General features: G+C 72.5%; 22 protein-coding genes. 12 read left to right on the top strand and 10 right to left on the bottom strand.

All coding sequences use genetic code 11. The features are described from left to right. Nucleotides 1-53: 53 nt before the first annotated feature. Genes BIV28_RS03880 through BIV28_RS03870 form a run of 3 tightly spaced genes read right to left on the bottom strand, consistent with a single transcriptional unit; the run spans nucleotide 54 to nucleotide 1,802 of the window. Nucleotides 54-509 (bottom strand): SufE family protein, encoded by a 456-nt coding sequence (locus BIV28_RS03880; RefSeq protein WP_076259370.1) that lies wholly within the window; start codon nucleotides 507-509, stop codon nucleotides 54-56. 17 nt (nucleotides 510-526) lie between these two features. Next, nucleotides 527-1,405, bottom strand: a complete 879-nt coding sequence (locus BIV28_RS03875) for a sulfurtransferase (protein WP_076259497.1) — start codon at nucleotides 1,403-1,405, stop codon at nucleotides 527-529. Nucleotides 1,406-1,418: 13 nt separating this feature from the next. Continuing rightward, nucleotides 1,419-1,802 carry a MerR family transcriptional regulator gene (locus BIV28_RS03870; RefSeq protein ID WP_076259369.1) on the bottom strand — a complete coding sequence of 128 codons (384 nt, stop codon included), beginning with the start codon at nucleotides 1,800-1,802 and terminating at the stop codon, nucleotides 1,419-1,421. 60 nt (nucleotides 1,803-1,862) lie between these two features. Here BIV28_RS03870 and BIV28_RS03865 point away from each other — a divergent pair, with 60 nt between their 5' ends. Genes BIV28_RS03865 through BIV28_RS03855 form a run of 3 tightly spaced genes read left to right on the top strand, consistent with a single transcriptional unit; the run spans nucleotide 1,863 to nucleotide 5,870 of the window. Further along, complete coding sequence (locus BIV28_RS03865) at nucleotides 1,863-3,047, top strand: acyl-CoA dehydrogenase family protein (protein ID WP_076259367.1); 1,185 nt, start codon at nucleotides 1,863-1,865, stop codon at nucleotides 3,045-3,047. After that, nucleotides 3,044-4,609: an acyl-CoA carboxylase subunit beta gene (locus BIV28_RS03860; protein WP_076259366.1), complete on the top strand. Its 1,566-nt coding sequence runs from the start codon at nucleotides 3,044-3,046 to the stop codon at nucleotides 4,607-4,609. The genes BIV28_RS03865 and BIV28_RS03860 overlap by 4 nt, the downstream gene beginning before the upstream one ends. Next, nucleotides 4,563-5,870 carry a hypothetical protein gene (locus BIV28_RS03855; protein ID WP_242652750.1) on the top strand — a complete coding sequence of 436 codons (1,308 nt, stop codon included), beginning with the start codon at nucleotides 4,563-4,565 and terminating at the stop codon, nucleotides 5,868-5,870. Before BIV28_RS03860 ends, BIV28_RS03855 begins: the two co-directional genes overlap by 47 nt. Nucleotides 5,871-5,878: 8 nt before the next feature. Here the strand turns inward: BIV28_RS03855 and BIV28_RS03850 are convergent, their stop codons facing one another. From BIV28_RS03850 to BIV28_RS03825, 6 genes are all read right to left on the bottom strand, one after another. Then, the gene (locus BIV28_RS03850) at nucleotides 5,879-6,586 is read right to left on the bottom strand and encodes a Maf family protein (protein WP_076259362.1); all 708 of its coding nucleotides are present in this window, start codon (nucleotides 6,584-6,586) and stop codon (nucleotides 5,879-5,881) included. 278 nt (nucleotides 6,587-6,864) lie between these two features. Further along, nucleotides 6,865-9,261, bottom strand: coding sequence for a carboxypeptidase regulatory-like domain-containing protein (locus BIV28_RS03845; protein ID WP_207555737.1), 2,397 nt, complete (start codon nucleotides 9,259-9,261; stop codon nucleotides 6,865-6,867). Nucleotides 9,262-9,438: 177 nt separating this feature from the next. After that, nucleotides 9,439-11,145 carry a DUF885 domain-containing protein gene (locus BIV28_RS03840; RefSeq protein WP_076259358.1) on the bottom strand — a complete coding sequence of 569 codons (1,707 nt, stop codon included), beginning with the start codon at nucleotides 11,143-11,145 and terminating at the stop codon, nucleotides 9,439-9,441. A gap of 91 nt (nucleotides 11,146-11,236) precedes the next feature. Further along, nucleotides 11,237-12,898, bottom strand: a complete 1,662-nt coding sequence (locus BIV28_RS03835; protein WP_076259356.1) for a protein kinase domain-containing protein — start codon at nucleotides 12,896-12,898, stop codon at nucleotides 11,237-11,239. Between the two features lie 147 nt (nucleotides 12,899-13,045). Next, nucleotides 13,046-13,321: an acyl-CoA carboxylase subunit epsilon gene (locus tag BIV28_RS03830; RefSeq protein WP_076259355.1), complete on the bottom strand. Its 276-nt coding sequence runs from the start codon at nucleotides 13,319-13,321 to the stop codon at nucleotides 13,046-13,048. After that, on the bottom strand, nucleotides 13,318-14,961 hold the full coding sequence (locus BIV28_RS03825) for an acyl-CoA carboxylase subunit beta (protein WP_076259353.1): 1,644 nt from the start codon (nucleotides 14,959-14,961) through the stop codon (nucleotides 13,318-13,320). Before BIV28_RS03825 ends, BIV28_RS03830 begins: the two co-directional genes overlap by 4 nt. Before the next feature lie 23 nt (nucleotides 14,962-14,984). Here BIV28_RS03825 and BIV28_RS03820 point away from each other — a divergent pair, with 23 nt between their 5' ends. The 8 genes from BIV28_RS03820 (at nucleotide 14,985) to purE (ending at nucleotide 22,258) form a co-directional block, all read left to right on the top strand. Beyond that, the gene (locus BIV28_RS03820) at nucleotides 14,985-15,875 is read left to right on the top strand and encodes a biotin--[acetyl-CoA-carboxylase] ligase (protein ID WP_242652749.1); all 891 of its coding nucleotides are present in this window, start codon (nucleotides 14,985-14,987) and stop codon (nucleotides 15,873-15,875) included. A 28-nt stretch (nucleotides 15,876-15,903) separates the two neighbouring features. Further along, a complete protein-coding gene (locus tag BIV28_RS03815; protein ID WP_242652748.1) occupies nucleotides 15,904-16,977 on the top strand; it encodes an adenylate/guanylate cyclase domain-containing protein in 1,074 nt (357 codons plus the stop codon). 44 nt (nucleotides 16,978-17,021) lie between these two features. Beyond that, nucleotides 17,022-17,846, top strand: a complete 825-nt coding sequence (locus BIV28_RS03810; protein ID WP_207555736.1) for an enoyl-CoA hydratase-related protein — start codon at nucleotides 17,022-17,024, stop codon at nucleotides 17,844-17,846. 174 nt (nucleotides 17,847-18,020) lie between these two features. Continuing rightward, nucleotides 18,021-18,698: a response regulator transcription factor gene (locus BIV28_RS03805; RefSeq protein ID WP_076259350.1), complete on the top strand. Its 678-nt coding sequence runs from the start codon at nucleotides 18,021-18,023 to the stop codon at nucleotides 18,696-18,698. Between the two features lies 1 nt (nucleotide 18,699). After that, entirely contained in the window at nucleotides 18,700-19,728 is a 1,029-nt protein-coding gene (locus tag BIV28_RS03800) for a sensor histidine kinase (RefSeq protein ID WP_076259349.1), read from the top strand. Nucleotides 19,729-19,800: 72 nt separating this feature from the next. Then, a complete protein-coding gene (locus BIV28_RS03795; protein WP_083706999.1) occupies nucleotides 19,801-20,445 on the top strand; it encodes a GtrA family protein in 645 nt (214 codons plus the stop codon). A gap of 25 nt (nucleotides 20,446-20,470) precedes the next feature. Next, entirely contained in the window at nucleotides 20,471-21,670 is a 1,200-nt protein-coding gene (locus BIV28_RS03790) for a 5-(carboxyamino)imidazole ribonucleotide synthase (RefSeq protein WP_076259491.1), read from the top strand. Nucleotides 21,671-21,763: 93 nt separating this feature from the next. Beyond that, a complete protein-coding gene (gene purE / locus BIV28_RS03785) occupies nucleotides 21,764-22,258 on the top strand; it encodes a 5-(carboxyamino)imidazole ribonucleotide mutase (protein WP_076259489.1) in 495 nt (164 codons plus the stop codon). Between the two features lie 14 nt (nucleotides 22,259-22,272). Here purE and BIV28_RS03780 read toward each other — a convergent pair whose 3' ends face one another. Then, nucleotides 22,273-22,737, bottom strand: coding sequence for a CoA-binding protein (locus BIV28_RS03780; protein ID WP_076259347.1), 465 nt, complete (start codon nucleotides 22,735-22,737; stop codon nucleotides 22,273-22,275). Between the two features lie 95 nt (nucleotides 22,738-22,832). Between BIV28_RS03780 and BIV28_RS03775 the strand changes: the two genes are divergently transcribed. Next, nucleotides 22,833-23,852, top strand: a complete 1,020-nt coding sequence (locus BIV28_RS03775) for an LLM class F420-dependent oxidoreductase (protein ID WP_076259345.1) — start codon at nucleotides 22,833-22,835, stop codon at nucleotides 23,850-23,852.

Genomic DNA, 23,852 nt, shown 5'->3' with positions numbered 1-23,852 from the left:
GTGAGAGTGAGCACTGACGTGGGGCGCGTGGGTGAGGGGCTCGGCGTGCTCGGTCAGGCGGTGGTCTTGGCGCGGACCTGGCGCTTGATGCGGCCGAGCATGGCGACCATGCCGCGCATCCGCAGGGGTGAGACCGCCTCGGCGAGGCCGAAGCGCATCGGGGCGTCGTCCGGGACGGCGAGGACCTCCGCGGCGGAGAGGCCGTCGAGGCCCTCGTGGAGGATGCCGGCGAAACCGCGGGTCGTCGGTGCCTCGGCGGGGGCGTCGAAGAACAGGTGCACCGTGCGGTCCTGCAGCGAGGCACCGTCGGCGACCTCGACGGTCAGGAACAGCGGCGACTGGCACTCGTCGACGCGTTCGAGCTGGTCGAGGTGGCCGACGTAGCGCTCGGGCAGGCCCGGGAGCTCGTCGCTGAACTCGAGGAGCAGCTGGAGCTTGAGGTCGTTGGACGCCTCGCGGAAGTCTTGGGCGATCTCGGCCAGCGACGTGGGCAGGGGAGCGTCGGTCATCGCGTCACTTCTCGATGTCACTTCTCGATGGGGACGCGGACGGCGTTGCCCCACTCGGTCCACGACCCGTCGTAGTTGCGCACGGCCTCGAAGCCGAGCAGGTGCGTCAGGACGAACCACGTGTGCGACGAGCGTTCGCCGATACGGCAGTAGGCCACCACGTCGTCGCCCGGCGCGAGGCCCTGCTCGGTCAGGTAGATGGCCTCGAGGTCCTCACGCGTCTTGAACGTGCCGTCCTCGTTCGCGGCCCGGGCCCACGGCACCGACCGCGCGCCGGGGATGTGGCCGCCGCGCATCGCGCCCTCCTGCGGGTAGTCGGGCATGTGGAGCAGCTCGCCCGAGTACTCGCCGGGGGACCGGACGTCGACGAGGGGCTTGCCGAGGTGGGCGAGCACGTCGTCCTTGAAGGCGCGGATCGGGGCGTCGTCGCGTTCGGCCACGGGGTAGTCGACCGGGGCGGGCGTCGCGACCTCGCGGGTCAGCTCGCGGCCCTCGGCGATCCACGTCGCGCGGCCGCCGTCGAGCAGCCTGACGTCCTCGTGCCCGAAGAGGCTGAAGACCCACAGGGCGTAGGCGGCCCACCAGTTGCTCTTGTCCCCGTAGATGACGACCGTCGTGTCGCGACCGATGCCGCGGGCGCCGAGGACCTCGGCGAAGCGGGCACCGTCGACGTAGTCGCGGGTGACGGGGTCGTTGAGGTCGAGGTGCCAGTCGATCTTCAGCGCGCCGGGGATGTGCCCGGTGTCGTAGAGCAGGACGTCCTCGTCGGACTCGAGCAGGGCGATCCCGCCGGGCGCCCCGACCGCGCCGGCAGCGATCTGCTCGGCGAGCCAGTCGGTCGTGACGAGGCGCTCGGGATGCGCGTACGCGGAGATCTTCGTGTCTGCAGCGCTCATGCACTCCATCGTGTCACGCGAGCTTGTCGAGGTCCTCACGGCACCGGCGTTCGAACTCGCCGAGCTCGGCGATGGCGTCCTGGACGTCACGCAGCCGCTGCTCGAGGTCGGTTCGCCGCTCGTCGATCTGGCCCAGGACGTACTCCAGCTGGGTGCGCCGGCCGCGCGGGGCGTCGAAGAGGTCGATGATCGTGCGGATCTGCTCGAGCGGGAACCCGAGCCGCTTGCCGCGGAGGATGAGGTTGAGGCGGGTGCGGTCGCGTCGGTGGTAGACGCGCTGGGTGCCGCGGCGCTCGGGGGAGATGAGCCCGAGGTCCTCGTAGTGGCGCACGGTGCGATGGGTGACGCCGAACTCCTCGGCGACCTGCGCGATGGTCCACGTCGGCGCACTTGTCATGCCCCCGATCGTGCTTTACGTTTACGTAAGCGTCAAGCACATCTCACAAGGAGAACACCGATGTTCGAGCTGAGCCCGGAGCACGAGGACTTCCGACAGGTCGTTCGCGACTTCGCCGAGAAGGAGGTCGCCCCGAACATCGCCAAGTGGGACGCGGCGTCGCACTTCCCGACCGACCTCGTGCCGAAGATGGGCGACCTCGGGCTCTTCGGCCTCGTCGTGCCCGAGGAGTACGGCGGCAGCGCCGCCCCCGGCCAGGGCGACTTCACGAGCCTCTGCGTCGCCATCGAGGAGCTCGGCCGCGTCGACCAGTCCATCGGCATCACGCTCTCGGCCGGCGTCGGGCTCGGCATCAACCCGATCCTCACCTACGGCGACGACGAGCAGAAGCAGCGCTTCCTGCCCGACCTCGTCGCGGGCCGGGCGCTCGCCGGCTTCGGCCTCACCGAGCCCGAGGCGGGCTCCGACGCCGGCGCGACCCGCACCCGGGCCGCCCGCGACGGTGACGAGTGGGTCGTCAACGGCGCCAAGGCCTTCATCACGAACTCCGGCACCGAGATCACCTCGGTCGTCACCGTGACCGCCCGCACCGGCACGAACGAGGACGGTTCGCCCCAGATCTCGGCGATCATGGTGCCCGCCGGCACGCCCGGCTTCGTCGTCGAACCGGCATACCACAAGCTCGGCTGGCACGTCTCCGACACCCACGGCCTCACCTTCGAGGACTGCCGGGTACCGGCCTCGAACCTGCTCGGCGCCGAGGGGGAGGGCTTCAAGCAGTTCCTCAAGACCCTCGACGACGGCCGCATCGCCATCGCCTCGCTCGCCGTCGGCTGCGCCCAGGCCTGCCTCGAGCTCGCCACCGACTACGCCAGGACCCGCACCGCGTTCGGCAGGCCGATCGCCGTCAACCAGGGCGTCTCCTTCCAGATCGCCGACCTCGCCGTCAGCGTCGAGGCCGCCCGGACCCTGACCTACAAGGCCGCCTGGCTCAAGGACGAGCTGCACGAGGGGCGCCGCTCGGTCAAGGAGGTCAAGCACGCCGCGGCCATCGCGAAGCTCTACGCCACGGAGGCCGCGGTGACCGCAACCCGGATCGCGACCCAGGTGTTCGGCGGCAACGGCTTCATGGAGGAGTTCCCCGTGGCCCGCTTCTACCGCGACGCGAAGATCCTCGAGATCGGCGAGGGCACCTCAGAGGTCCAGCGGATGCTCATCGCCCGAGGCCTGGGCCTGCCCGCATGAGCGGCCACCACGCCCCCGACCCGCGCGTCGGCGACGTCCGCCGTCGCCTCGCGGCCGCGCACGCGGCCTCCGAGCTGCCGCCGGAGAAGGCCAAGGCCAAGCTCGACAGCCAGGGCAAGATCTACGTCCGCGACCGCATCGCCCTGCTCTTCGACGAGGGCAGCTTCGTCGAGGACGGCCGCTACGCCAACGCCCTCCAGCCGGGCCTGCCGGCCGACGGCGTCGTCACCGGCCGCGGCACCGTCGATGGCCGGCCCGCGATCGTCATCGCCAACGACCCGACCGTCAAGGCCGGCTCCTGGGGTGCTCGCACCGTCGAGAAGATCGTCCGCGCCACCGAGATGGCCCTGCGCGAGGAGCTGCCCGTCTTCTGGTTCGTCGACTCGGCCGGTGCGCGCATCACCGACCAGGTCGAGATGTTCCCGGGGCGCCGCGGGGCGGGTCGGATCTTCCACAACCAGGTGGCCCTGTCGGGCAAGGTGCCCCAGATCTGCTGCCTCTTCGGACCGAGCGCGGCCGGCGGGGCCTACATCCCCAGCTTCTGCGACCTCATCATCATGGTCGAGGGCAACGCCTCGATGTACCTCGGCAGCCCCCGCATGGCCGAGATGGTCGTGGGGGAGAAGGTCAGCCTCGAGGAGATGGGCGGCGCGCGGATGCACTGCAGCGTCTCCGGCGTCGGTGACCTGCTCGCCCACGACGACGTCGAGGCCATCGAGCTGGCCAAGCTCTACTTCTCCTACGTGCCGGGCACCTGGCGCGACAACCCGCCCACCTACCACCCGGAGGAGCCCGCCGAGCCGCTCACCGTGCACACGGTGCCCGAGCGCGAGTCGGTGCCCTTCGACATCCACGACGTCATCGACGGCCTCGTCGACGACGACTCCTTCTTCGAGCTGAAGCCGCTCTGGGCGGGCGAGCTCGTCATCGGCTTCGGCCGTATCGGCGGCGAGACCGTCGGCATCGTGGCGAACAACTCGCTCGTCAAGGGCGGCGTCCTGTTCACCGACAGCGCCGACAAGGCCGCCCGCTTCATCTGGCTCTGCGACGCCTTCAACATCCCGCTGGTCTACCTCGCCGACGTGCCCGGCTTCATGATCGGCTCCGAGGTCGAGCGCGGCGGCATCATCCGCCACGGCGCCAAGATGGTCAGCGCCGTGTCCTCCGCCACCGTGCCGCAGTTCTGCGTCGTCGTCCGCAAGGCCTACGGCGCCGGCCTCTACGCCATGGGCGGACCCGGGTTCGGGCCCGACGCGACGATCGCCCTGCCGACCGCCCGCATCGCCGTCATGGGCCCGGAGGCCGCCGTCAACGCCGTCTACGCGAACAAGATCGCCGAGATCGAGCAGCAGCAGGGCCAGGAGGCACGGGACGCCTTCGTCGCCGAGCGCCGCCGCGAGTACGAGGAGGACGTCGACATCGAACGGCTCGCCGCCGACCTCGTCGTCGACGCCGTCATCGAGGCCGCTGAACTGCGCTCGGAGCTGAGCCACCGTCTGGCCTATGCTTCCCGGCGTGACCGTCACTTCAGCGACCGCCGACGCTCCGTCCCGCCGGTCTGAGTCGCGCCTCGGTCACCGCCTCGAGAACCCGGACCGGGTGAGCGAGGCGCGCCAGCCGTTCTGGCGACGCTTCCCGGTCTGGTTCCCGTTCGCCGTCTACGCGCTGTCGCGCGTCTTCGTGCTCGTCGCGGGCACCTACCTGGCCCGCTACCAGATCCCGCTGCCCATCGGCACCCAGAACATCCGCATCTTCTACCCGTCCCCGGCCGACCCCGGCTACCTCGTCGCGATGACGAACTGGGACGGGCAGTGGTACCGCGTCATCGCCGAGCACGGCTACCCGGCCGTGCTCCCGCGGGCCGGCTGGGGCGGCATCGACATGAACCCGTGGGCCTTCTTCCCGGTGTTCCCGATGACCGCCGGGCTCCTCATGAAGGTGACGGGCCTGCCGTTCGTCCTCGTCGCGCCGCTGCTCTCGACGCTCATCGGTTTCGTCGCGATGCACATGCTCTTCAAGCTGGTCGACGAGGTCGTCGGTCGCTGGGAGGCCATCGTCGCCGTCGTCGCGACGTGCTTCTACATCGCCTCGCCCGCGTTCTCCGCGTCGTACACCGAGTCGACGGCGCTGCTCGGCGTCACGACGACCCTGTGGCTGCTGCGTCGCCGCCAGTACGCCTGGGTCGTCCTGTCGCTGCTCGTGCTCTCGTTGAGCCGCAACGTCGTCATCGCCATGGTGCCGGTCATCCTGGCCCACGCAGCCGTCCGGTGGTGGAAGAAGGACGAGGGCAGCAACCCGGTGCGCTTCCGGTGGCTCATGGTGGCGCTCGCCGGCTACGCGGCCGCCCTGACGTGGCTGTGGCCGACCATCGTGTCGATCGCGACCGAGACCCCCGACGCCTACAACCAGACGATGCTGGCCTGGAACATCCAGACCAAGGTCAAGCTCTACCTCTGGTGGAACCTGCTCTACGACTACTGGGGCGTGTTCGGCCAGGTGCTCGGTGTCGCCGGGGTCGCGGCCTTCGCGTGGTTCATGCTCTCGCGGCACTCGTGGCGCTGGGGGCCGGAGATCTGGGGCTGGGCGGGCGCCTACCCGGCCTACATCCTCCTCGTCACGAGCACGACACCGAGCCGGATCCGCTACGCGATGCTCGCCTTCCCGATGACGCTTGTCATCGCGTGGTTCCTCAAGCTGCCCCGCATCGCCCGCTACCGGTACTGGATCCTCGGGCTCATCGTCGTCGCCGGTCTCGCGCAGATGTGGTGGTGGACCGAGAACTACCTCGTCATCGAGAACCTCACCGACGACCTCTACCCCTGAGCCGACGGTCAGGGGCGCGGCGCGCCGACGACGTCGAACCAGTCGATGCCGGCGTCGGCCAGCAGCTCGCGCAGCAGCGGCAGGGACAGGCCGACGACGTTGTGGTGGTCGCCCTCGACCGCGGTGACGAAGGCGCCTCCGAGCCCGTCGATGGTGAAGGCGCCCGCGACGGTCAGCGGCTCGCCCGTCGCGACGTAGGCCTCGATCTCCTCGTCCGAGAGCCGCGCGAAGTGCACGGTCGTCGAGGCCGTCGCCCCGAGCGTCGCGCCACCGTCCTCGTGGTCGTCGACGAGCCAGTGCCCGGTGTGCAGGACGCCGGAGCGACCCCGCATCCGGCGCCAGCGCGCGATGGCCTCGGCGGCGTCGGCCGGCTTGCCGTGCATCTCGCCGTCGAGCTCGAGCACCGAGTCGCAGCCGATGACGACGGCCGGCAGGTCCGACCGGGCGGCGACGTCCTCGGCCTTGGCCCGCGCGAGCAGGAGCGCGATGTCGGCAGGCTCGAGGGGCCCGTAGCGCTCGGTGGCCTCGGCGACTGCGAGGTCCTCGTCGACGCCGCTGACGACGACGACCGGGTCGATGCCGGCCCGGCGCAGCGTCTCGAGCCGGGCCGGTGAGGCCGAGGCGAGGACGACGGTGACGCGGGCGGGATCGGTGAACGGCGCGACGGGCGCGACGGACTCGCTGGGCTCGAGGGGTTCGAGGGGTTCGGTCGCCATGCGGGCAGCATACGGGCCGGTCACCTGGCCCCCGACGGACGTCGGGCCGCTCCTCCGGCGACGAAGGAGCGGCCCGGTTGCGATGCGGCGGAGCCCCCGTGGGTGGACCGGCCTTCCCTGTGACTGGTCCATCCGCGGCCGCGGCACGCGGCGCCGCCCCCTGCGACGGCGCTCGGCAAAAATAACCGGCACGGGGCGGCGGGTCACGTTTCGAGCCGGGTCGTTGCACGAACCTGCAACGACCCGGCTCGCGGGCAACTTTTCGGGTGTTCCGCGCGTCAGGCGATGGCCGCGGTCTGGGCCGTGTAGACCGCCCGCGACAGGTAGCCGGAGCGCGCGCCGGTGACCCGCACCTTGACGTACTTGCCCTTGTCGAGGCTCGTCAGCTTGTAGGTGCGGGCCGTGGCCCCGCTGATGGCCACGCCGGAGCGGTACCACTGGTAGGTGAAGGTCGTCGGCGTCGGGCTCCAGGTCCCCGGCACGGCGCTCAGCGTGTAGGCCACGCGGCGCGTGCCGGAGATCGTCGGCGTCGGGGCGGTGAAGGCTCCGAGGACCGCGGACGTGGCGGCCGAGGTGCGGGCCACGGTCAGGTAGCCGGACTTCGTGCCGGTGACCCGGACGGTCATGGTCCTGCCCTGGTCGGCGGTCGTCAGCCGGTAGGTGGCTGCCGTCGCCCCGCTGATCGCGGCGCCGGAGCGGTACCACTGGTAGGCCAGCGTGACCGGCGCCGGCCCCCACGTGCCCGGCACCGCCGTCAGCGTGTAGCCGACCGCCTTGGTGCCGCTGACCGTCGGCGTCGGCGCGGTGAGGGCCCCGAGGACGGCGGTGGTGGCGGCCGAGGTCTTCGCCGTGGACGCGTAGCCGGACTTGGTGCCGGTGACCCGGACGGTCATGGTCTTGCCCTGGTCGGCGGTCGTCAGCGCGTACGTGGCTGCCGTGGCGCCGCTGACGGCGGCCCCGGAGCGGTACCACTGGTAGGCCAGGGTGACCGGTGCGGGGCCCCACGTGCCCGGCACCGCCGTCAGCGTGTAGCCGACCGCCTTGGTGCCGTTGACCGTCGGTGTCGGCGCGGTGAGCGCACCGGCCACGACGGGACCGCTCGCCGACTGCTGGAGGGTGCCGGCGCCCGTCGGGCCGTAGGCCGCCATGCGCAGCGTGATCCGCTTGCCCATCATGTCGCTCGTCAGCGTGAGCGGCTGGACGGCGCCCCAGTCCGTGTCACGTGGGACCCCGCCGACGACCCACGTGTAGGACGGGCTCCAGTCACCGGCCGGGGAGATGGTGCCGTGGGTCGCGGTCACCGTGCTGCCGACGACGCCGGTGCCGGTGACGGTCAGCGGGCTCGACAGGGCGGGGCCCGTCGTCTTGACGTCGACGCCGTTGGAGTACATCTCGGCGGAGCGGTACCCGGCAAGGGTGCCGGTGACCTTGGCGACGACGTAACTGCCGACGAGGTCGCTCGTGGTGGTGAAGCTCGGCCCGGTCGCGCCGGCGATCGGCACGAGCCCGTCGGTGCCCTGGCGCATCCACTGGTAGCCGAGAGCCACGCCGGAGGGGCCCCAGGCACCGGCGTCGACGGTGAGCGTGCTGCCCGCCGTGGACGAGCCGCTGACGAACGGCTCGCGGGCGGTCAGGCCCTTGCCGGCGACCGGCAGCACCACGGTCAGCTCGCGCTTGCGGGTGTCGGGGGTCACCGTGAACGACGTGGCGGTCTCGAGGGTCGCGGCGTCGTCGTAGCACCGGTCCTGGTAGCGGGTGGCCGGAGCCCAGCCGTTGTCGTACCAGGTGTCGTACACGCACACCCGGTAGGTCTTGCCGACCTCGGTCTCCTCGGCGAAGGTGCCGTCGGCAGCGGTGAGGAGCGGGCCGTACTGGCGCCCGAACCAGTCACCCTGGTCCGGGCGGTACTCGAAGAGGTTCCAGTTGATGTTCTGCAACGGCGTTCCGGCGGAATCTGTGACCTTCACGAGGACACCGGTCCACGGGTCGAGGACGAAGTTCACGCCGGTGATCGACTGACCGGCGGGGATGGTCCACGACGCGTAGTCGCTCGTGCTCTTCGTGCCGTCCCACGTGGCGGAGGTGTAGAGGTGGCGGTCCTGCGGGTCGGAGGCCTGGACGGTGCTCGGGCCGGACTCGACGCCGGTCAGGGTGAAGGTGCCGTCGGCGGCCGTCGTGGCCTGCACCGACATGCCGCCCGTGCTCTTCGACGCGTCGACGCTGAAGCCGGCCAGGGGCTGTCCCGCCGTGTTCTTCACGGTGCCCGTGATCGTCGAGCGTCGGTCGAGGCGGATGTTCGCGACCGTGGCCGTGGTGCCTGCGGTGACGGGCGTGGCCGAGTCGAAGCTTCCCTGGTCGGCGTACCACTCGATGCCCCACTGGGACGCGCACGTCATGTCACCCCAGCAGCCGGCCTCGATCTTGTAGGGCCCGGGTCCGGCGAAGGTGGCGGTGTAGGTGCCGTCGGCGTTGAAGGCGATGGTTCCGGCGTCGTCATAGGCGGCGTCGTAGATCCAGAGTCCGGCATCTCCCACGCCGACCACGGCGCCCGTGGAGCTGAGGCCCGTGACGCGTCCGGTGATGGTGTACGTGGCGGCCTGCGCGGGCGCTGCCAGCGCGGGCAGCAGGCCGAGGGCGGCGGCGAGGGTGGTGGCGACGATCAGGGCGCGGCGCATGACGCCGCGAGACGTGTTCCCCTGAGCCCGTCGCACCGCGTAGCGGTGGCGGAGCACGTTTCCTCCTGCGAGGTCGGTGCGCCATCCCCTGTGGCTGGCGCGGCCTCATCGTAGAGCCTCGCAGGGGCCGCGCGGCTCCTTCGGGACGGGGAGGACTCCCCGCCCCGAGGGCCTGGCTCAGTCGTTGCCGAGGACCGCCACGCGCAGGGTGTCGAGGCCGACGCCGCCGACGTCGAGGGCGCGACGGTGGAACGCCTTGAGGTCGAAGGCGTCCCCCTCTCGCTCCTTGACCTCGTCGCGCAGCTGCAGCCAGAGGCGCTCACCGATCTTGTAGCTCGGGGCCTGCCCCGGCCAGCCGAGGTACCGGTTGAGCTCGTACCGCAGGATCTTCTCGTCCATGAAGCCGTAGCGGGTGAGGTAGGTCCAGGCCTTGTCCCAGTCCCACTCGCCGCCGCCGACCTCCTCGGGCGCCTCGAAGCCGCAGTGGACGCCGACGTCGATGACGACGCGGGCGGCCCGCAGCGACTGACCGGCGAGCCAGCCCATGCGGTTGCCCGGGTCGTCCATGTAGCCGAGGTCGGCCATGAGGCGCTCGGCGTAGAGGGCCCAGCCCTCGCCGTGGCCCGACACCCACGACTCGAGGCGACGCCAGCGGTTGAGCAGCTCGGAGCGGTAGACCGTCTGGGCGACCTGCAGGTGGTGGCCGGGGACGCCTTCGTGGTGGACGGTCGTCAGCTCGGTCCACGTGCGGAACACCGTGTTGCCCTTGGGGACCGACCACCACATGCGTCCGGGACGGCTGAAGTCGTCGGACGGACCGGTGTAGTAGATGCCGCCGGTCTGCGTCGGGGCGATGAGGCACTCGATGCGCTGCACCGGCTCCGGGATGTCGAAGTGGACGTCCTTGAGGTCGGCGATGACGGCGTCGGCGCGTTCCTGCATCCAGGCCTTCAGCGCGTCGGTGCCGTGCAGGACGTACCGCTCGTCGGCGTCGAGGATCTCCACGCCCCGCTCGACGCTCGCGCCGGGCTCGAGCCCCTCGGCGATCTCGAGCATCTGGGCGTGCAGGTCGGCGACCTGCTGCTGGCCCCAGTGGTAGGTCTCCTCGAGGTCGACCGTGGCGCCGAGGAAGTAGCGCGACTCGAGCTGGTAGCGTTCGCGGCCGCACGCGTCGGACTCGGGCGCGTGGGGGAGCAGCTCGGCCTCGACCCAGTCCGCGAACCGTCCGAAGGCCTCGCCGGCTGCGCGGGCGTTGGTCGCGAGCAGCTCGTGCTCGTCGCCGTCGAGGGGTTCCCCGCCCACCGACGCCGAGGCGACGACGGTCGTGAAGTAGCCCTCGTCGTCGAGCAGGTCGCGGGACTGCTGGGCGCACTCGACGACCTGGCGACGGGGGGTCACGAGCCCCCGCTCGCGGGCCGCGAGGAGCGACTCGCGGTACTGCTCGAGGGCGGCCGGGATGCGGCCGAGCCGCTCGGCGATCGTGCGCCACTGCTCGCGGGTGTCGGTCGGCATGAGGTCGAAGACGTCACGGACAGACTGGAGCGGTGAGCCGATGATGTTGAGCGACATCTCGTCGACGCCGGCCGCGTAGCGCTCCTCGGCGACGCCGAGGCGCTCGGTCATGGCCGCGACGGTGACGCGGTCGACGTCGTCGGCGGGGGTGGCCGAGGCGAGGGCCTCGAGCGTGCGGCGGCGCAGCTGCGAGTGCGCGGCGTGGCCCGCGGGGGAGAGATCGTCGAGGTCGTTCTCGCGACCCGGGACACCGAGGTAGGTGGCGCTGATCGGGCTGAGGTCGACCATGGCCTCGAAGTAGCTCTCGGCGATGCGGTCGACGTCGGTCTGCGGGCGCGTCGTTGGCGCCTGGCTGGTCGTGGTGTCGGTCACCCGCCGAACGTATCCCACGACGGTCGGGCGAATCCCGCCGATTTTCCGGTCGGTCGAGCGGTCACGCGGGACCCGTCGGCGCCGGTGGTGCTCAGTCGGAGGAGCGGCCCTTGGAGACGAAGAGGACGAGCTGGCCGCTGCGGGTCGTGGCGCCCGCGCCGGGGTAGCTGCCCACGACGAGGCCCTGGTCGGCGTCGGCGGGCAGCTCGACGCGTTCGACCTTGATGCCCTGCCCGTCGACCCAGGACTCCACGTCGTCCGCGGGGGCGCCGACGATGCCGTTCGGCACCGTCCAGGGCTCGGCATCCTTGCCCTTGACGCCGCCCTTGCTGACGACGACCGCCACGGTGCTGCCCGGCGGGACGGACCGGTTCGCCCGCGGGAAGGTCGCGAGCACCTCACCCTCCGGGGCCCGCGAGCGCACCTCGACCTGCTCGACGTCCAGGCCGAGCTGCTCGAGCGCGGCCCGGGCGAAGCCGGGGTCACCGCCCACGAGGTCGCCCGGGATGCGGACGCCGTCGCCCTGGTCGCCCTCGCCGGTGTCCTGCGGGGCCGGTTCGGTGGTGACGGGCGCGGCCGTCTCGGTCGGTGGCGCCGTGGTCGGCTCGGGGGCGCTGGTCGTGGCGAGCGTCGGCGCGGGGCGCTTCGTGGACGACGCCGTGGCCGGGGCCTCGGTGCCGGAGGTCAGGGTGTAGACGACGGCGCCGACGAAGACGACGGCGAGCACCGCCGCGACGGCGCCCCAGACGAGCAGGCCGGGTCGGCGCCGGGCCGGCCCGTGCAGGTCGGTCCGGGAGACGCGGGTGGTGTCGCCGGACCGGTCACGCGTCGGCGCCGGCGGAGCGGCCGCCGGGGTGCGCTGCGTCGGGAGGGCGCGGGTGGCCGCGAACGCGGCCGACGCGTCGGCCGGGTGGAAGGCGTCGGTGGTGTCGGTGGACCGCACGGCGCGCGCCATCGCGTCGGCGTCGCGGTAGCGGTCGCCCGGGGCCTTGGCCGTGGCGCGCGCGACGACGCGGTCGACGACACCCGGCAGCCCGGGGACGGCCGCGCTCGGGGCGGGGACCGCCTCGTCGAGGTGGCGCATCGCGATGGCGACGGGGGAGTCGCCGGTGAACGGCGGCGTGCCCGTCACCATCTGGAAGAGCAGGATGCCGAGCGCGTAGAGGTCCGAGGCCGGGGTCGCCGGCTCGCCGCGGACCTGCTCGGGCGGCAGGTACTGGGCCGTGCCGAGGACGGTGCCGGCATCGGTGAGGGCGGCCTGGCCGAGCGCCCGGGCGATGCCGAAGTCGGTGACCTTGACCGAGCCGTCGGGACCGACGATGACGTTGCCGGGCTTGATGTCGCGGTGCACGACACCGGCCCGGTGGGCGGCGGCGAGGGCCGCGCAGACCTGGGTCGTCACCGACAGCGCCTCGCCGGCCTCGAGCGGGCCACGCTCGCGCAGCACCCGGGACAGGTCGGACCCCTCGGCGTACTCCATGACGATGAAGTGGGCGCCGTCCTCGACGCCGTAGTCGTAGACCTGGGCGATGTTCGGGTGGTTGAGCCGGGCGACGACGACGGCCTCGCGCCGGAACCGCTCGACCGAGTCGGAGTACTCCGACACCGCCCGCGACATGATCTTCACGGCGACGCGGCGGCCGAGGCGCTCGTCGACGGCGAGGTGCACCTCTCCCATGCCTCCGACGGCGATGAGCTCACTCAGGCGGTAGCGCCCGGCGAGCCGGGTGGCGGAGGCGGGGTCGACGGACACGAGGAGACAGCCTAGGCGAGTCGCCCCCGCCCCGGCCAACCGAAACAGGTGTGACTGCTGTGACGTGAACCATCAACTGGCACAAGGCGGTACGCGACACGCCCACCTCGCCTCGGGGGCGCGATGGGCGTGTTGTGGTGGTTTGCGTCAGCGCGGGAGAGCGCTCGTGCGCCACCCGTCGCGTCGGGCGGAGGCGCCGACCAGACGCCAGCGCGGGTCGCTCCACGGGGAGCGTCGGCGCGGCGGTTCGGCGTCCTCGGCCCCGCCGAGCGCCGAGAGCACGGCGACGAGGGCCGCGAGCTCCTCCGGCGTCGGGTCCCCGTGGACGATGCGGAGCGCGGGCTCGGGCGGCGCCTCGGTGGGTGCGTCGGTGGCGACGGCCTCGGTGGCGATGGCGTCGGTGGCGATGGCGTCGGTGCTCACAGCGGGATGTTCCCGTGCTTCTTCGGCGGCAGCGTCTCGCGCTTGTTCCGCAGCGCCCGCAGCGCGCGGGTGACGTTCATCCGGGTGTTCGAGGGGCTGATGACGGTGTCGATGTAGCCGCGCTCGGCCGCGATGTACGGGTTGGCGAGCGTCTCCTCGTAGTGCGCGACGAGCTCGGCGCGGTGGGCCTCGACGTCGCCGCCCTCGGCCGCCGTGGCCGCGAGCTCCTTGCGGTAGAGGATGTTGACGGCGCCCTGGGCGCCCATGACGGCGATCTGGCCGGTGGGCCAGGCGAGGTTGATGTCGGCGCCGAGGTGCTTGGAGCCCATGACGTCGTAGGCGCCGCCGTAGGCCTTGCGGGTGATGACGGTGATCTTGGGGACCGTCGCCTCGGCGTAGGCGTAGATGAGCTTGGCGCCGCGGCGGATGATGCCGTCCCACTCCTGGCTCGTGCCGGGCAGGAAGCCGGGCACGTCGACGAAGGTCAGCACCGGCACGTTGAAGCAGTCGCAGGTGCGCACGAAGCGGGCGGCCTTCTCGGAGGCGTCGATGTCGAGACAACCGGCGAACTGCAGCGGCTGGTTGGCCACGATGCCGACCGACATGCCGTCGATGCGGGCGAAGCCGGTGATGATGTTCGGCGCGAAGAGCGGCTGGACCTCCAGGAAGTCGCCGTCGTCGACGACGTGCTCGACGACGTGCTTCATGTCGTAGGGGACGTTCGGGGAGTCGGGGATGCAGGTGTCGAGCCAGCGGTCCTCGTCGGTGACGGCGAGGTCGGCCTCGCCCTCGCCGAACGAGGGCGGGGTCTCCATGTTGTTGCTCGGCAGGTAGGACAGCAGCGCCTTGACGTAGTCGATGGCGTCCTGCTCGTCGCTGCCCATGTAGTGCGCGACGCCCGACTTGCTGTTGTGCGTCTTGGCGCCGCCGAGCTCCTCGAAGCCGACGTCCTCGCCGGTGACGGTCTTGATGACGTCGGGGCCGGTGATGAACATGTGGGAGGTCTGGTCGACCATGACGGTGAAGTCGGTGATGGCGGGGGAGTACACCGCGCCGCCCGCGCACGGGCCCATGACGAGGCTGATCTGCGGGACGACGCCCGACGCGCGGACGTTGCGGTGGAAGATCTCGCCGTAGAGGCCGAGGGAGACGACGCCCTCCTGGATGCGGGCGCCACCGGAGTCGTTGAGGCCGATGACCGGGCAGCCGATCTTCATGGCGAAGTCCATGACCTTGACGATCTTCTCGCCGAACACCTCGCCGAGGGACCCGCCGAAGACGGTGAAGTCCTGGGCGAAGACCGCCACCTGCCGGCCGTCGATGGTGCCGTAGCCGGTGACGACGCCGTCGCCGTAGGGACGGTTCTTCTCCTGGCCGAAGTTGTTGCTGCGATGCCGGGCGTACTTGTCCATCTCGATGAACGTGCCCTCGTCGAGGAGCATCGCGATGCGCTCGCGGGCCGTCTTCTTACCGCGGGCGTGCTGCTTCTCGACGGCGCGGTCCGACCCGGCGTGCGCGACCTCGGCCACCCGACGCTTGAGGTCGGCGAGCTTGCCGGCCGTCGTCGTCAGGTCGGGGCCGGTCGCGGTGTTCGAAGCGGTGTCCGAGGCCGGCTCTGCGAGGGCGTGATCCGTTGCCATGGCCGCACTCTAGCCTTGGATACGTGCGCAACTCGCTGGAGCCGGAGATCGTCGGTGCGGCCTTGGTCACGTCCGGGCAGCCGTGGCGCGGGGTCGAGTTCCACCCCGCCATCGGCTCGACCAACAGCCGCCTGCGCGAGCTGCTGACGGGGGCCGCCGAGGGCATCGGTCCCGACGCGTCGCGGCTCGCCTCGGCCGACGGCGCGCTGTGGTGGGTCGTGCTCACCGACCACCAGACCGGCGGACGCGGACGCCTCGGGCGCGCCTGGGAGGTGCCGGACCGGGCGTCGGTCGCCGTCTCGGCCGCCGTGCCGGTCGACGGCCCGGCCGACGACCCGGCCGGCGCGACCGGGCTCGGCTGGCTGCCGCTGCTCGCGGGCCTGGCCCTCGCCCGGGCGATCACCTCGACGACGGAGCGGGCCGGGCACGCCCTGTCGCCCCGGCTCAAGTGGCCCAACGACGTCCTGCTGCCCGAGGACGGCGACCGCAAGGTCAGCGGCATCCTCTGCGAGCTCGTCGACGTCCCGGGACCGGCGCCGCGGCGGGCCGTGGTCGTCGGCACCGGGGTCAACGTCGACCAGGACCGCGACGAGCTGCCCGTCGACACCGCGACGTCGGTCGCCCTCACCGGGGTGCGGGTGCGTCGTGAGGACCTCGTCGTCGCCTACCTCCACGAGCTCGCGGCCCTCGTCGGCCCGGGCGTCGGGGCCGGGCTCGGCGCCGACGGCGCCCGCGACGCCTACCGCGCGGCGTGCTCGACGCTGGGACAGGTGGTCCGCGTCCACCTGCCTGTCGGGGAGCCCGTCGAGGGCACTGCTGTGGCCGTCGACGAGACCGGCGCCCTCGTCGTCGACACCCCGTCGGGCCGGCGCGCCTTCGCCGCCGGCGACGTCGTCCACGTGCGACGGCGCTGAGCGCAGGGGTGCTGGCATGATCGGCCCCATGACGGAGCCGGGCCCGGGCGGCGGGGACGCCGACGAGCGGGCCACCCGCGACTACACCGAGCAGCTCCTCGGCCGGCCGCTCGAGCTGCGCCGCCGCGACGTCAGCCGTGGCGCCGAGGTGTCGCTGCTGTCCGCGCGCCGGTTCTGGCACGCGCTGGGCTTCCCCGTCGTCGACACCGACGACGAGCTGTTCACCGAGGCCGACCAGCGTGCCCTGACGGCCGTGGCCGGCATCGTGCGCGACGGCCTGCTCGACGAGACCACGGCGCTCGCGATGACCCGGGCGTTCGCCCGGTCCACCGACCGCCTCGCCGGCTGGCAGTCACAGCTCATCGCCGAGGCGGTCGAGGCGGAGTGGTCGCGGGCCCACGAGGGCGACGAGCACGACGCCGGCGAGTCGCGGGCCGTGCCCGGCATCGAGACCGCCGAGGAGACCGCCCGCCGCCTCGCCGCCCTGACCGACCGGCTCGAACCGCTGCTCGTCTACGCGTGGCGACGCCACCTGTCGGCGACCGTGTCGCGCATGCTGGCCGACGCCGACCCGGAGTCCTACGGCTCCACGAAGATGCGCTCTGTCGGGTTCGCCGACCTCGTCAACTTCACGGCCCTCGTGCGGCGGATGTCCGAGCGCGACCTCGCCCGGCTCGTCTCGCGCTTCGAGGCGCTGTCGGCCGACGTCATCACGGCCCACGGCGGCCGCCTCATCAAGACGGTCGGCGACGAGGTGCTCTTCACGACCGTCGGCGTCGCCCCGGCCGCCGCCATCGCCCTCGACCTCGTCGAGACGATGACCGAGGACGACGTCCTGCCCGACGTGCGCTGCGGCATGGCGCGCGGCCCGATCATCTCCCGCCTCGGCGACGTCTTCGGCACCACGGTCAACCGGGCCTCGCGCCTGACCGCCGTGGCCCAGGCCGGCACCGTCCTCGTCGACGCCACGCTGGCGCGCGAGCTGGCGGCGATGTCGGGCTTCGAGCTGACCGGGCAGCGCCGCCGCATCCTGCGGGGCGTCGGGCCCGTGACGCCCTCGCTGCTGCGCCGCGCCCCGGCCACCGGACGCCGCACGTCCTGACCTGTCCACCACCCGCCCTCGCACCGTCGCCAGGAGACCCCGCTGTGACCAGCCAGCCAGACCACACCGACGCCACCGCCCCCCTCGTGCGGGTCGAGCGGTTCGACGAGCCGTCGCTGGCCCACGTCGCCGAGATCGTCCTGGACCGTCCCGCGGCGATGAACGCCGTCTCGACCGACATGGCCCGGGCGATCGCCGCCGCGACCGACGCCGTCGCGTCCGACGCGTCGGTGCGCTGCGTCGTGCTCACCTCGAGCCACCCGAAGGCCTTCTGCGTCGGTGCCGACCTCAAGGAGCGCAACGCCTTCACCGACGCCGACCTCATGGAGCAGCGCCCGGTGGCGCGACGGGCGTACGGCGGCGTCCTCGGGCTGCCGGTGCCGGCGATCGCAGCCGTCGACGGCTTCGCGCTCGGCGGCGGGTTCGAGCTGGCCCTGTCCTGCGACGTCATCGTGGCCGGTGACGCGGCGACGGTCGGGCTGCCCGAGGTGGGTGTCGGCGTCATCCCCGGCGGCGGGGGCACCCAGCTGCTCGTGCGCCGCGTCGGGTGGTCCAGGGCCGCCCGGGCGATCTTCACCGCGGCCCGGCTCGGTGCGGGCGAGGCGCTCGCACTCGGTGCCGTCGACGAGATGGTCGCGGCGGGGACGGCCCGCGACCGCGCGCTCGAGCTCGCGGCGGTCATCGCCGCCAACTCGCCCGTCGGGCTGCGCAACGCCAAGCGGGCCATGCGCCTCGGCGCCGACGTCGACCTCGCGGCGGGCCTCGAGATCGAGGACGCGTGCTGGCGCGCCACGGCCTTCTCCGGCGACCGCCGTGAGGGTGTGGCGGCGTTCGCCGAGAAGCGACGCCCGGAGTGGCCCGGGCGCTGACCCCCGCGGTGCCGGCGGCGCCCCGACGCGGAGCGTCGGCGAGTGCGTGCGAGTGCGAATCGTCCCTTTGTCGATAGGCTGCCCACGGCCGACCCGGACCACCCCCGGACGGCGGGACGATCCGGACACCCCGGACAGCCCCGGCGCGGCCGCGAGCGATGTGAGGACGGTGACATGACGAGAGTGCTCCTGGCGGAGGACGACCCGGCCATCTCGGAACCGCTGGCGCGTGCGCTGCGGCGCGAGGGGTACGACGTCGACGTGCGTGAGGACGGTTCGGCCGCCCTCGACGGCGCCAAGGAGAACCCCGACCTCGTCCTGCTCGACCTCGGCCTGCCGAAGATCGACGGGCTGGAGGTGTGCCGCCGGATCCGCGCCGAGGGCCGCACCATCCCGGTCCTCATCCTCACGGCCCGGGCCGACGAGGTCGACACCGTCGTGGGTCTCGACGCCGGCGCCGACGACTACGTGACCAAGCCCTTCCGCCTCGCCGAGCTGCTGGCGCGGGTCCGGGCGCTGCTGCGTCGCACGCCCACCGAGGTCGTGGCCTCCGGCGAGCTCGTCCGCATCGACTCCGACGGCCGGCGCGCCTGGTTCAAGGGCCAGGAGCTGCAGCTGACCGCCAAGGAGTTCGACCTGCTGCGCGTCCTCGTCCGCGAGCAGGGCAAGGTCGTCTCCCGCGAGCAGCTGATGCGCGAGATCTGGGACACCGCGTGGTTCGGCTCGACCAAGACCCTCGACATGCACATCTCGGTGCTGCGGCGAAAGCTCGGCGACGACGCCACCTCGCCGCAGTACATCGCCACGGTCCGCGGCGTCGGCTTCCGCTTCGAACGTCCCCAGGCGGAGTGAGATGAGGCGGCTGCTCGACCGGATGGCGTTCGTCGTCGTGGGGGTCACGGCCGCGCTGTGCCTCGTGCTGGCCACGGGCCTCGTCTGGTGGTTCGTGACGCAGCAGCCCGACGCGGTCGTCTCCTGGCTCGACCCCGACCCGCTCGTTGCCGTCGGCTGGTTCTCCGCCGCGATGGTCGGTGTCGTCGTCGTGTCGGCCGGTGCCGGCTTCGTCGCGACGCGGGCGTGGCGCCAGCGCGTCGAGGACGCCTCCCAGCAGCTGCTGCACCTCGCCTCGCGCTTCGCCAACGGCGAGGCGCGCCTCACGCCCGTGCACTCGGGCATCTCCGAGATCGACGAGGTGTCCGGCGTCATGACGCGTCGGGCCCACGACATGACCAAGTCGCTCGCCGCCGAGCGCGACTTCGCCGCCGACGCCAGCCACCAGCTGCGCACGCCCCTGACCGCCCTGCTCATGCGCCTCGAGGAGATCTCCGAGACCGACGACGGCGACGTGGTCAAGGAGGAGGCGAACATCGCCATCGCGCAGGTCGAACGCCTGACGCGCGTCGTCGACGACCTCCTCGGCCGCGCCCGCGGGTCCGGCGGCCCGTCGCCGGCGGTGTCGCTCGACTCGGTCATCGCGGCGCTGCAGCGCGAGTGGCAGCCGGCCTTCGAGCAGGCCCGACGCTCGGTGCGCGTCCACGGCGAGCGGGGGCTGTTCGTGCGGTCGACGCCGGTCGCGCTCTCGCAGATCCTCTCGACGCTGCTCGAGAACTCCCTCGTGCACGGTCGTGGCACCGTCGACATCCACGCGCGGCGCTCGGGCCCCTCGGTCATCGTCGAGGTCAGCGACCAGGGCGACGGCGTGCCGGCCGCGATGGCGCCGCACATCTTCGAGCGCTCGGTCAGCAGCGGCGCGGGCGGCAGCACGGGCCTGGGCCTGGCCCTGGCCCGCGACCTCGCCGAGTCCAACGGTGGGCGCCTCGACCTCGTGCAGGCCCAGCCGGCACGGTTCGCCCTGTTCCTGTCCGAGGCCGAGACCGACTGAGCCTGGCCTCCGGCGCGCCCCGACTCGCCGGAACCTGCGGGAGCGTCCGGGAAGCCGGGGTAGGGTGCGCCCGTGAGGCGCCTGCACCACTTCCTTTTCGTGCGCCACCGCCACAACTGGGTGCTGCTCTTCCGGTTCGGGGTCGTGGGTCTGTCCGGCGTGCTCGTCAACATGCTGACGCTCATCGTCGTCAAGAAGCTCGGCCCGGACGAGCACGCGGCGATCGTCGCCCTCGGCGGCACCGAGTACCACGTGCGCTGGTACCACGTGTACTCGACGATCGCCTTCCTCGTGGCCAACCTCTGGAACTTCCAGCTCAACCGCACCTGGACGTTCCGCACGAGCCGGCACGCCCGGTGGATGCGCGAGTACCTGCCGTTCCTCGCCGTCGGTCTCCTCGCCCAGGTCGTCGGGCTCGTCCTGCTGACGCTGCTCATGCACCCGAACTCCGCGCTGCACCTGCCCGAGTCGGTCTTCGACAACTCGACCGGCTTCCGCACCCGCCTCTACTGGGCCCAGCTCATCGTCATCGCCGTGACGACGCCGGTCTCGTTCGTGCTCAACAAGCTGTGGACCTTCGCCGCGGTGCGCACCCACCACCCCGACCTCGCCGACCCGAGCCACGCCGAGGCAGTCCTGGCCGAGCCCGGCGACGGGCCGGGGGAGCCCGCCGGCGTCGCCCCGGTCGCCTCGGGTGGACCGGACGCTCGCGCCTGAGCGGGCGCGGCTACGCTTGGGCGCCGTGAGCCAGCCCAAGCGCGCCCCCGGAGGATTCCCCGTCGTCGGCGTCGTCGGCGGAGGCCAGCTGGCCCGGATGATGCAGGGCCCGGCCGTCGAGCTCGGCATCCAGCTGTCGGTCCTCGCCGAGAGCGACACCGCGGCCGCAGCCCTCGTCGTGCCGAGCGCCCCGGTCGGCGAACACACCGACGTCGAGGCGATCCGGGCCTTCGCCGCCTCGTGCGACGTCGTGACCTTCGACCACGAGCACGTGCCGCAGGCGGTGCTCGCCGAGCTGGAGGCCGAGGGCGTCGTGCTGCACCCGACGCCGGCGGCGCTGCGCTTCGCCCAGGACAAGCTCGCGATGCGTGAGCGGCTCGAGGCCCTCGGGGTCGCGTGCCCGCGCTGGCGTGCCGCCCGCACCGCCGAGGACGTCGAGGCCTTCGCCGCCGAGGTCGGCTGGCCGGTCATCGCCAAGACGCCGCGCGGGGGCTACGACGGCAAGGGCGTCACCGTCGCTCGCTCCGTCGACGACGTCGCCGAGTGGCTCGCCCACGTCGGTGAGCCCGGCGCGCTCGAGGACGGCCTGCTCCTCGAGGAGAAGGTCGACTTCACCCGCGAGATCGCCGTCCTCGTGGCCCGCAGCCCCTCGGGGCAGGCCGCGGCGTGGCCCGTCGTCGAGACGGTCCAGACCGACGGCATCTGCACCGAGGTGCTCGCCCCGGCGCCGCACCTTGGCCCCGACCTCGCCTCGAGCGCCACCGAGGCCGCCCTCCGGATCGCGGGCGAGCTCGGCGTCACCGGCGTCCTCGCCGTCGAGATGTTCGAGGTCGAGCGCGACGGCGCCCCCGCCTACGTCGTCAACGAGCTGGCGATGCGACCGCACAACAGCGGCCACTGGTCGATGGACGGCGCGGTCACCGGCCAGTTCGAGCAGCACCTGCGTGCCGTGCTCGACCTGCCGCTCGGCGACCCGCGGCCGCGCGCCCCGTGGACCGTCATGGCCAACGTCCTCGGTGGCGACCGCCCCGAGCACGAGGAGCTGTACTCGGCCTACCGCCACATCATGGCCCGCGACCCCGGCGTCAAGGTCCACCTCTACGGCAAGGGCGTGCGCCCGGGCCGCAAGATCGGCCACGTCAACGTCAGCGCGCCCGACCTCGACGACGCGCGGGAGCGGGCGGGGCACGCCGCGGACTACCTGCGCGGCACCGTCACCGAGTAAGACCACCCGAGTGAGACAACCCGAGTGAGCGAGGACATCGTGAGCGAGCAGCAGACCAGCGCCCCCGGCCCGGCCCCCGTCGTCGGCATCGTCATGGGCAGCGACAGCGACTGGCCCGTCATGCGTGAGGCGGCCCGCGCCCTGCAGGAGTTCGGCATCCCGTTCGAGGCCGACGTCGTGTCGGCGCACCGGATGCCCGACGAGATGATCGCCTACGGCCACGACGCCGCGGGCCGCGGCCTGCGCGTCATCGTCGCCGGCGCCGGCGGAGCGGCCCACCTGCCCGGGATGCTCGCGTCGGTGACGCCGCTGCCGGTCGTCGGGGTGCCGGTGCCGCTGAAGTACCTCGACGGGATGGACTCGCTGCTGTCGATCGTGCAGATGCCGGCCGGCGTCCCGGTCGCGACGGTCTCGGTGGGCGGGGCCCGCAACGCCGGGCTGCTGGCGGCCCGGATCGTCGCCTCCGGCTCGGACGAGCTGGCCGCCGACGTGCGCGAGCGGATGCTCGCCTTCCAGGACGACCTGCGCGACCAGGCGCACGCCAAGGGCGCCAAGCTCCGCGACGAGGTCGCCCGCGGCCTCGACTGAGGCGGCTGCCCGCGTCAGCCGGTGACGGCGTCGGCGCCGTCGCCGGGCTGGACCCGCGGGAACTCGATCTTCGGGCAGGTGTCCATGACGACGGCCAGCCCGGCCGCCTCGGCGCGGGCGGCGGCGTCCTCGTCGACGACGCCGAGCTGCAGCCACAGGGCCTCGATCCCGAGCCGCTCGCGCTCGGCGATCGCCTCGTCGACCACCGCCCCCACGTGGTCGCTGTTGACGAAGAAGTCGACGACCTTGACGACCGAGCCGTCGGGGATGTCCGACAGCGAGGCGTACCCGGTGGAGCCGTGGACCGTCGCCGCCGACGGGTGCACCGGGACGAGCCGCATGCCGAGCTCGCGCTGGAGCCAGAGCGCGACGCGGTAGGCGGTGCGGTCGGGGTTGTCGCCGAGTCCGACGACCGCCCACGTCGCCGGCGTGTGGAGCAGGTCGCGGATGACGTCGGGGTCGTTGCGGTGCGAGGCCATGCGCCCCATCCTCACACGCGCGAGGGGGCCGGACGCGGGCGAGCGCGTGCGGGACGGGACCGGGGTCGTCCAGCCACCCGTGGTTGGATGGCCCGATGCGATTCGGAATGTTCGTTCCCCAGGGCTGGCGGATGGATCTCGTCGGCATCGAGCCGGCCCAGCAGTGGGAAGCCATGGTCAACCTCGCCAAGCACGCCGACGACGGCGACGTCTTCGAGTCCATCTGGGTCTACGACCACTTCCACACCGTGCCGGAGCCCTCGGACGAGGCGACGCACGAGGCGTGGACGCTGATGGCTGCCTTCGCGGCGGCCACCGACCGGGTGCGGCTCGGCCAGATGTGCACGTGCATGGCCTACCGCAACCCCGCCTACCTCGCGAAGGTCGCGGCGACGGTCGATGTCGTCTCGGGCGGCCGCACGGAGATGGGCATCGGCGCCGGCTGGTACGAGCACGAGTGGCGTGCCTTCGGCTACGGCTTCCCCAAGGCCGGCGACCGGCTCGGCGCCCTGCGCGAGGGCGTGCAGGTGTTCCGCGACATGTGGACCAAGGGCTCGGCCACGCTCGACGGAAAGTACTACCAGGTCGACGGCGCGCTCTGCGCCCCGCGCCCGCTGCAGGGCACGAGCCACCTGGGCAGCCCCGACAACGGCATCCCGATGTGGATCGCCGGCGGGGGCGAGAAGGTGACCCTCAAGATCGCCGCGCAGTACGCCGACTACACGAACTTCGACGGCGCCGCGGAGGGCTTCGACCACAAGAGCGAGATCCTCAAGGGCCACTGCGACGCGCTCGGACGCGACTTCGGCTCGATCGTCCGCTCGGCCAACTACAACGTCGTCATCGGCGAGACCGAGGCCGACGTCGAGGACCGCCTCAAGTTCAACGGCGAGCTGCTCCGCCGCGGCGGCGTGCCCGAGAAGAAGGTCGAGGAGCACGTCGAGAGCCTGCGCCGCCAGCCGGCGGTGGGCACGCCCGAGCAGGTCGTGGAGATGCTCAAGGACATGGAGTCGCGCGGCATGACGTACGCGATCACCTACTTCGGCGAGGCCGCCTACGACCGTTCCGGCATCGAGCTGTTCGAGGAGAAGGTCGCCCCCGAGCTCAAGGGCTGA

Source organism: Intrasporangium flavum, assembly GCF_001956915.1.
Lineage (GTDB): Bacteria > Actinomycetota > Actinomycetes > Actinomycetales > Dermatophilaceae > Monashia > Monashia flava.
Note: the sequence above shows the minus strand (reverse complement) of the source record. Positions and strands in the feature narration are given on the sequence as shown.

Bases quoted from the DNA above. Each gene is read 5' to 3' on its own strand.
- BIV28_RS03880 (WP_076259370.1), bottom strand. From the start codon at position 509: ATGACCGACGCTCCCCTGCCCACGTCGCTGGCCGAGATCGCCCAAGAC.
- BIV28_RS03875 (WP_076259497.1), bottom strand. From the start codon at position 1,405: ATGAGCGCTGCAGACACGAAGATCTCCGCGTACGCGCATCCCGAGCGC.
- BIV28_RS03870 (WP_076259369.1), bottom strand. From the start codon at position 1,802: ATGACAAGTGCGCCGACGTGGACCATCGCGCAGGTCGCCGAGGAGTTC.
- BIV28_RS03865 (WP_076259367.1), top strand. From the start codon at position 1,863: ATGTTCGAGCTGAGCCCGGAGCACGAGGACTTCCGACAGGTCGTTCGC.
- BIV28_RS03860 (WP_076259366.1), top strand. From the start codon at position 3,044: ATGAGCGGCCACCACGCCCCCGACCCGCGCGTCGGCGACGTCCGCCGT.
- BIV28_RS03850 (WP_076259362.1), bottom strand. From the start codon at position 6,586: ATGGCGACCGAACCCCTCGAACCCCTCGAGCCCAGCGAGTCCGTCGCG.
- BIV28_RS03845 (WP_207555737.1), bottom strand. From the start codon at position 9,261: ATGCGCCGCGCCCTGATCGTCGCCACCACCCTCGCCGCCGCCCTCGGC.
- BIV28_RS03825 (WP_076259353.1), bottom strand. From the start codon at position 14,961: ATGGCAACGGATCACGCCCTCGCAGAGCCGGCCTCGGACACCGCTTCG.
- BIV28_RS03815 (WP_242652748.1), top strand. From the start codon at position 15,904: ATGACGGAGCCGGGCCCGGGCGGCGGGGACGCCGACGAGCGGGCCACC.
- BIV28_RS03805 (WP_076259350.1), top strand. From the start codon at position 18,021: ATGACGAGAGTGCTCCTGGCGGAGGACGACCCGGCCATCTCGGAACCG.
- BIV28_RS03800 (WP_076259349.1), top strand. From the start codon at position 18,700: ATGAGGCGGCTGCTCGACCGGATGGCGTTCGTCGTCGTGGGGGTCACG.
- purE (WP_076259489.1), top strand. From the start codon at position 21,764: ATGGGCAGCGACAGCGACTGGCCCGTCATGCGTGAGGCGGCCCGCGCC.
- BIV28_RS03780 (WP_076259347.1), bottom strand. From the start codon at position 22,737: ATGGCCTCGCACCGCAACGACCCCGACGTCATCCGCGACCTGCTCCAC.
- BIV28_RS03775 (WP_076259345.1), top strand. From the start codon at position 22,833: ATGCGATTCGGAATGTTCGTTCCCCAGGGCTGGCGGATGGATCTCGTC.